The organism is Gluconobacter oxydans, from assembly GCF_006539685.1.
Taxonomy (GTDB): domain Bacteria; phylum Pseudomonadota; class Alphaproteobacteria; order Acetobacterales; family Acetobacteraceae; genus Gluconobacter; species Gluconobacter oxydans.
Window position 1 is genome coordinate 1 of the sequence record NZ_BJNM01000096.1, and the last position, 832, is coordinate 832.

The window sequence follows — 832 nt, forward strand, 5'->3', positions numbered from 1 at the left end:
CGCTCCGTATGTCGAAGCCCTGGCCCGGGACTTCGGACTGCCACTCTATCGGTCCTGGCGTGAGGGGGGCTTCGAGCGCGAGATGCTGCGCCACGAGATGCCGACCGCACCCGTGGTCTTCGAGACCCCGCAGGGACGCGTCGTCGCCGGCGGGCAGGGCCCGAACGGAACCCGGCTGCGCTTTCCCCAGATCTCGGCCAGCCTGTTCGTGCGCTGGTGTTCGGCAAGCCTCAAGATCGACGTGGCGGATCGCGCCCTCCGCGGACAGGACAGGTTCCTCAACTGTCGTACCCTGGTCGTGACAGGAGAACGTGCCGAAGAAAGTCCTGCACGGGCGCGCTATGCGACCTTTGAGCCTCACCGTACCGACACGAGAAACGGGACGCGGCGGCGTCGGCATGTCGACCACTGGGGCCGGTACATCAGTGGTTCGAAGCAGAGGTCTGGGCGATCCTGAAGCGCTGGCGCGTCATGCCGGCCTATCCGTATCAGGTCGGATTTTCGCGCCTGTCCTGCGCGTTCTGCATCTTCGGCAATGCAGACCAGTTCGCCACCCTGAAATGGATGGATGCGAACCGGTTTGCGAAATTGAACGGATATGAAAAGGAATTCGGCTGCACGATCAAACGTGACCGGGGACTCGAGCAGCTGTCGTCCGAAGGGACGGTTTATCAAGTGGCCCGGTCGCGGCCCGATCTGGTCGCAGCCTGCCTGTCAGACCGCCCGTTGCAGACGGTTCTGGCAGAAAACTGGAGCCTCCCGGCCGGTGCCTTTGGTAACGGGGGAGGACCCGTCTAGTTTCAGGCGCGGGCCGGACGGCCTCGCCGTTTTT

The 832-nt window shown here is 64.1% G+C and carries 1 protein-coding gene and 1 pseudogene; both read left to right on the forward strand.

The window, feature by feature from the left end:
• Positions 1-457 (forward strand): annotated as a pseudogene (locus tag GOX01_RS13300) (phosphoadenosine phosphosulfate reductase family protein); the annotation flags it as partial.
• 14 nt (positions 458-471) lie between these two features.
• Positions 472-798, forward strand: coding sequence for a hypothetical protein (locus GOX01_RS13305; RefSeq protein WP_228119369.1), 327 nt, complete (start codon positions 472-474; stop codon positions 796-798).
• Positions 799-832: the final 34 nt, after the last annotated feature.

Coding starts and splice junctions, on each gene's coding strand:
- GOX01_RS13305 (WP_228119369.1), top strand. CDS start 472: ATGCCGGCCTATCCGTATCAGGTCGGATTTTCGCGCCTGTCCTGCGCG.